Origin of the sequence: Moorena sp. SIO4G3, from assembly GCF_010692305.1 — a bacterium.
GTDB lineage: Bacteria > Cyanobacteriota > Cyanobacteriia > Cyanobacteriales > Coleofasciculaceae > Moorena > Moorena producens_A.
Window position 1 is genome coordinate 1 of the sequence record NZ_JAAHIG010000510.1, and the last position, 5,441, is coordinate 5,441.

7 protein-coding genes are annotated in these 5,441 nt (G+C 45.9%); 3 read left to right on the forward strand and 4 right to left on the reverse strand.

The genetic code is table 11. The annotated features are described in order from the left end of the window. Positions 1–132: 132 nt before the first annotated feature. On the reverse strand, positions 133–912 hold the full coding sequence (locus F6J99_RS41455; protein WP_070396812.1) for an ABC transporter permease: 780 nt from the start codon (positions 910–912) through the stop codon (positions 133–135). A gap of 251 nt (positions 913–1,163) precedes the next feature. Beyond that, on the reverse strand, positions 1,164–2,231 hold the full coding sequence (locus F6J99_RS41460) for an ABC transporter ATP-binding protein (protein WP_293122347.1): 1,068 nt from the start codon (positions 2,229–2,231) through the stop codon (positions 1,164–1,166). An 854-nt stretch (positions 2,232–3,085) separates the two neighbouring features. Here F6J99_RS41460 and F6J99_RS41465 point away from each other — a divergent pair. The 3 genes from F6J99_RS41465 (at position 3,086) to grxD (ending at position 4,644) form a co-directional block, all read left to right on the forward strand. Then, on the forward strand, positions 3,086–3,697 hold the full coding sequence (locus F6J99_RS41465; protein WP_070394136.1) for a hypothetical protein: 612 nt from the start codon (positions 3,086–3,088) through the stop codon (positions 3,695–3,697). Positions 3,698–3,956: 259 nt separating this feature from the next. Continuing rightward, positions 3,957–4,211, forward strand: coding sequence for a BolA family transcriptional regulator (locus F6J99_RS41470; protein WP_293122351.1), 255 nt, complete (start codon positions 3,957–3,959; stop codon positions 4,209–4,211). A 109-nt stretch (positions 4,212–4,320) separates the two neighbouring features. Then, positions 4,321–4,644 carry a Grx4 family monothiol glutaredoxin gene (gene grxD, locus F6J99_RS41475; protein WP_293122355.1) on the forward strand — a complete coding sequence of 108 codons (324 nt, stop codon included), beginning with the start codon at positions 4,321–4,323 and terminating at the stop codon, positions 4,642–4,644. A 54-nt stretch (positions 4,645–4,698) separates the two neighbouring features. Here the strand turns inward: grxD and F6J99_RS41480 are convergent, their stop codons facing one another. After that, entirely contained in the window at positions 4,699–4,887 is a 189-nt protein-coding gene (locus F6J99_RS41480) for a hypothetical protein (protein ID WP_293122358.1), read from the reverse strand. A 135-nt stretch (positions 4,888–5,022) separates the two neighbouring features. Further along, positions 5,023–5,304 (reverse strand): DUF4351 domain-containing protein, encoded by a 282-nt coding sequence (locus F6J99_RS41485; protein WP_293122362.1) that lies wholly within the window; start codon positions 5,302–5,304, stop codon positions 5,023–5,025. Between the last annotated feature and the right edge of the window lie 137 nt (positions 5,305–5,441).

A 5,441-nucleotide genomic window follows, 5' to 3' on the forward strand; every position in this document is an offset into this window, starting at 1 on the left:
TCTCCCCATCCCCCCCTCTCCCCACCTCCACACACTCCCCACCCCTCCCACACCTCCCACACCTCCCCATCTCCCCATCTCCCCATCTCCCACACTTCCCTCTCTTTCCCTACTCCCTACTCCCTTGACTCATCAACGGAATACAATAGGATAAATCTTACGCCAAGCTAGGATATAACACACAGCAGTACATACCAACAACCAGATTAATTCTAAAAACCAGAACTCTGGTAACCCTAAGGGCCAACGTAACAAATCAACCATTGATGATAGGGGTAAAACACTAGCGACATAACCCAGTCCAGTGGGTAATGTATCCCTAGGGAAATAAGTACCACAGAGAGTAAACATTGGTATCACGAATAAGAAAATCGGCACATTTATCTGATCAACAGTACGCACCGTTCCGGCAGTCAATAGCCCAATAGCACCAAACAGCATACTCCCCAAAATAATTACAGGCAAAGAGATCAGCAATTGCCAGCCAGAGTAAAGTCCCCAGATCACCACTACTAATCCTGTGATGATACCAGTTATAGTTCCCTTTGTAGCTGCCCATAGCCACTCTCCCAGAAATACTTCCATGAAAGTCAACGGTGCTGTCAGCAGTGCATGCCAAGTTTTTTGAATACTCAAGCGGACAAAACTCCCATATGCTCCTTCAGAAAAGGACTGAAACAGTACCCCAATTCCGATCATTCCAGCAGCGATAAAGTTCAAATAAGAGGTGGGTTGACCATGGTAATAAACATCTCCCACTAGGGGAGTTAAACCATAGCCAAAGGCAATCAGATAGATCACCGGTTCAGAAAGTGGAAGTATACTATTAACTAGCCAAGTTCTTTGATACACTTTGGCATGACGATGCCAGACAGAGTAAATGCCCCAAAATGTTACAGAATTTCCTTTCATACCGAGTTGCATTCAAAGATAGTAGATTGGTTGGATAGGGAGATGGGGAGATGGGGAGATAGGGAAATTGGGAGATAGGGAAATTGGGAGATAGGGAGATGGGGAGATGGGGAGATTGGGAGAAGAGAAAGTTGTAGGTTTGACCGCAACTTGGTATCATTTGTTTTTTCAGATTTTACCCAATCACATCTCCCAATATAGGAGATGACAATTAGTCAAGCGGATGTTGATAGTAAACCTGTCTAACTTAATCAATCCAATGATGTTCCGGTCAGTCGTAAAAATACATCTTCCAAGTTGGTGGAGCGGCGGCTTAGACTAACAGATGGAATTGTATTTAGCTCTTTCCAGAGAGCTTGGGGATTGTCGATAGGTAATGCTATCAGGTAGTTACTGCCAAAGGTGCGATACCAAGTTCCGTACTGAGTCGCTAATTGTTGCAGGATATCTTCGGAGATACCCTCAATCTCCACTAGCTCTTTACCAACAGTGCGCTCAATTAGCTGATCGGGGGTACCTTCGTCAATTACTTTACCCTGCTGAAGTAAGATTAAGCGATCGCATAATCGTTGTGCTTCATCCATATAGTGAGTAGTCAACAACACCCCACACCCTTGATTTTTCAGGTGAATCACCAGCTTCCAAAAATCCTGCCGTGCATCCGGGTCAAGTCCTGTGGTAGGCTCATCTAAGAACACGACTTGGGGATGATTAATCAAGGCTCGTGCCAATACCAAACGCCGCTTCAAGCCACCAGATAGCTCATCAATCCGCCGCTGAGCATAATCCTGTAGCCCCACCCGCTCCAGTAACTCCCCTGCTCGTTTCCGAGCTGACTTACCAGTGATCCGGTAGTGGTGGGCAAAGACAACCAAATTTTCAAATACAGTAAAGTCCGGGTCAAGATTATCTTCTTGAGTAACAATCCCCATGGAAAAACGAACCTTTTGCCCTTGAGAATGTACTTGATATTGACCCAACTGCACAAAGCCACGACTAGGAACAACTGCGCCGTAGAGCATTCCCACCGTAGTGGTTTTACCGGCACCATTCGGTCCAAGTAAACCCAAAATTTCCCCAGGATTCAGGGTAAAACTAACCCCACTAACGACAGTGCGATTGCCATAAGATTTCCACAAATCGTAAGCCGTCAGTGCTACTCGTTCCGTATCGATTTCAGATGTTGTAAGATACATAGCTAAGACAACACATGGGTTGCTCAATGTTGTTCGCGTTCGCCTTTGGCGTGGCCTACGGCCAAGCGTGGCCCATAGGCCAAGGTTAAGTGGTTGAACGCGCACGCGTGGCCAATAGGCCAAGGTTAGGTGGTTGAACGCGCACGCGTCGCCAATAGGCCAAGGTTAGCTGGTTGAACGCGATGGACTTCGTCCCGCTTTCAGCGATCGCGTGGCCTATTGCCCAAGGTTAGCTGAGTGAAATACCCAAGGATAATGGGTAATGGGTAATGGCTCACGGAGCACTGACCCAACGTTCGTTGAGTATTACTTGAGTAAATTCATTAGCTTACCAACACCAAAGGAAAAGCTTTGCTTTCACTTGTACTACAAAAGTAGTATAACTAGAGGTTTTAATACTGTCAAAATTAATAAAGACACCAAAGATGGATAAGGCGGTAGAAATCAGGAACTACCGCCTGCAAAACAGGTAATTATCACGTCTTCTCTGTATTTATCGTTAATTTCAAACCTAACCAGTTAACCTATAAGTATTCAGCGAACAGCGAACAGCTATCAGCCATCAGCCATCAGCCATCAGCAATCAGCCATCAGCCATCAGCCATCAGCCATCAGCAATCAGCCAGCTAACCTTGGCCTATTGGCCATGGGTGCGTATTCAACCCATTAACCTCTGGTAGGGGTTAGGGGTGGGTTCCTGTTCCCTGTTCCCAGATCCGCTGTTCCCTGCTCCCAGATCCGCTGTTCCCTACTCCCTGCTCCCTGTTCCCAGATCCGCTGTTCCCTCTTCCCTGTAATAGATATGGGGGATGAATAGGGAACATTTGAGGACTATTTTCAGTCTGAAGCTTAAATCCAACAACTCTGGTACCTGCAATACCATCCCAAGAAGCCCTTAATCCTTTGTGGTAATGGTACTATACCAATAGTTTGGATTTACTCTATCATTTTAGGTAACCAATTCCCAAAGCTATAGTATGGTTTATTCTGGCACTCTTAATTCGGTCAGGCTCGGCTGTTTCGTTGCTCTTCCCGTGATGGCAGCTTTGGTAGTACTGCCACCAGCACAGGCACAAGGTGCTGATATCCAAGTAGAATCAGACATCACTGACCCCAGCAATACCGGGCCGTTGACTCAACAAGATAGCCTATTGAGTATGCCGGGGGGAGAGCGGATGATGCAAGAGGCGACTAACGCTATTGATGCAGGAAACTATAGCGTAGCTGCTAAAAAACTCCAAGAGGCACGTCAGATATTTAACCAGTTGTCTAACTTTTACCAACAGCTGGCTTCCAGTTTTTCCGGCATTGACAACCGAGTCTACGAGTCTCAACGGCAAAAAGCCCTGGAAACTGCTGAAAAGCGAGATGAAGCCACCTATCGCCTAGCCCTAGTCCATCGAGCCAATGACCAGCCAGAATTAGCTGTGCCCTTGTTAATTCAAATTATTCGGTCTCAAAATCCTACTAGGGAATTGGGAAAAAAATCCTACCAACAGCTGTTTGAGCTAGGATTCGTCGATTCTCCCTTTCCTAGAAATGGCAATAGCCAGCCCACCTCGTCCGCTGGTTCTAATAAAGGCAGTTAAATTGTAAGCGAACAGCGATTAGCGCTACGCGCACCCGTGCGCGTTCAGCTATCAGCTATCAGCTATCAGCCAATGGCCTTTGGCCACGCTGGGCGAACAGCTTATGGGCACACTACTTGAGGTGCTTTTGAATAAAACAAGAGGTAAGCATTGGTTTCATCTGAGTTACGGAAAGCTGACCGCTGACCGCTGACCGCTGTTCGCTTACGTTGAATTTTAGTGTATTTTAGAAGTTCCAATAGAAACTGGAATAAAAAAAATGGATCCGATTAGTACACAGCAAGTTGAAGAAAAAATTAAAGAATCGATACCGGATGCTCAAGTAAAGGTAGAAGATTTAGGGGGTGGTAACCATCTGCAAGCCATTGTGGTCTCCTCCGAGTTTGAAGGTAAATCCCTGGTGAAACAACATCAGCTGGTTTATGGAGCCCTAAGCGAAGAGTTGGCAACAGAGGCCATTCACGCCCTAGCCCTAAAAACCTATACCCCTGAAGCGTGGGCTGGCAAGCAGTAAACTGGCGTAAGTCATAATTAGAAGAGTCTAGGATTTTGCGATCGCACTCACTAATATAATACCGACTATCAAAATAACTATCTAGATATCCCAGGAGTTTAAGACAACGATGACACCAGAACTGAAAGAGAGAATAGATAAATTAACACAAGAGCACAAAATTTTGGTATTCATGAAGGGCAGCAAACTAATGCCCCAGTGTGGATTTTCCAATAATGTTGTCCAAATTCTTAATACCCTAGGAGTTCCCTACGAAACTGTAGACGTACTAGAAGATTGGGACATCCGCCAGGGAATCAAAGAATATTCCAACTGGCCAACGATTCCTCAAGTGTACATTAAGGGAGAGTTTATCGGTGGCTCCGATGTGGTGATTGAGATGTATCAAAATGGTGAATTGCAGCAGACCGTGGAAGTCGCCCTGGCATCCTAATCCTTAGCTGTAGCCAACCTTAACAGAACTGAAGAACCGCAGAAAGCGATCGGATTAGGAAATGCGATCGCTTTCTTGATGCAGTCGCTCATGGGGGGAACCCCCAAGACCGCGCTGCATCGCTTTTTTTAGGGCGTTGCTTAATAATGGAATGATTTTAAGAGTTTTCTGGAATGGACATGTTGGTGGAATGGGCATCTTGGGTGGAACTGGCATCTTGCCAGTTTCATGCTTATTGTGCATCTTGCCAGTTTCATGCTTATTGTGGAACTGGCATCTTGCCAGTTTCATGCTTATTTTCGAGCGGGCAGGATGCCCACTCTACTCTTATTCATTCCTAAATTCGGCAACACCGAATTTTTTCCTATTCCCTATTCCCTAGTGATCCAACCAAACCGCTAAATCCGTTGCTGTCTTAAAATCCAACAACGCTTCACTCAATTCCTCCAATCGAGTAATGGATAATCCCTCAATCTGCTGTTGGAGCACAGGGTCAATTAAACCTAACTTCAGGGTTAGCTGACGCATCACAACTAATAGGACTCCCTCCTGCTTGCCGCGCTGGCGTCCCTTTTGGATAATATCTTGATAGGTAGGGCGACCGATGAAGGCGCTCAGAGAAGTGAAAGGAGTAAAGACCTTTCCACGGCTAGGATTCAAGCCAAGTTCTCACCCGAAGGAGCATTTTGAGATGGATACATCAGGCCGAAAAGCTAGAGTATTCCCGAATCGAGATGTTTCAGAGCTAGAGGGTAAAACGTAATTAGAACCTTACATACCGCAACCAGGGACTAAGC

What these genes read in the sequence shown, in the direction of transcription:
- F6J99_RS41455 (WP_070396812.1), bottom strand. Translation starts at nt 912, where the DNA reads ATGAAAGGAAATTCTGTAACATTTTGGGGCATTTACTCTGTCTGGCAT.
- F6J99_RS41470 (WP_293122351.1), top strand. Translation starts at nt 3,957, where the DNA reads ATGGATCCGATTAGTACACAGCAAGTTGAAGAAAAAATTAAAGAATCG.
- F6J99_RS41480 (WP_293122358.1), bottom strand. Translation starts at nt 4,887, where the DNA reads ATGCACAATAAGCATGAAACTGGCAAGATGCCAGTTCCACCCAAGATG.
- F6J99_RS41465 (WP_070394136.1), top strand. Translation starts at nt 3,086, where the DNA reads ATGGTTTATTCTGGCACTCTTAATTCGGTCAGGCTCGGCTGTTTCGTT.
- grxD (WP_293122355.1), top strand. Translation starts at nt 4,321, where the DNA reads ATGACACCAGAACTGAAAGAGAGAATAGATAAATTAACACAAGAGCAC.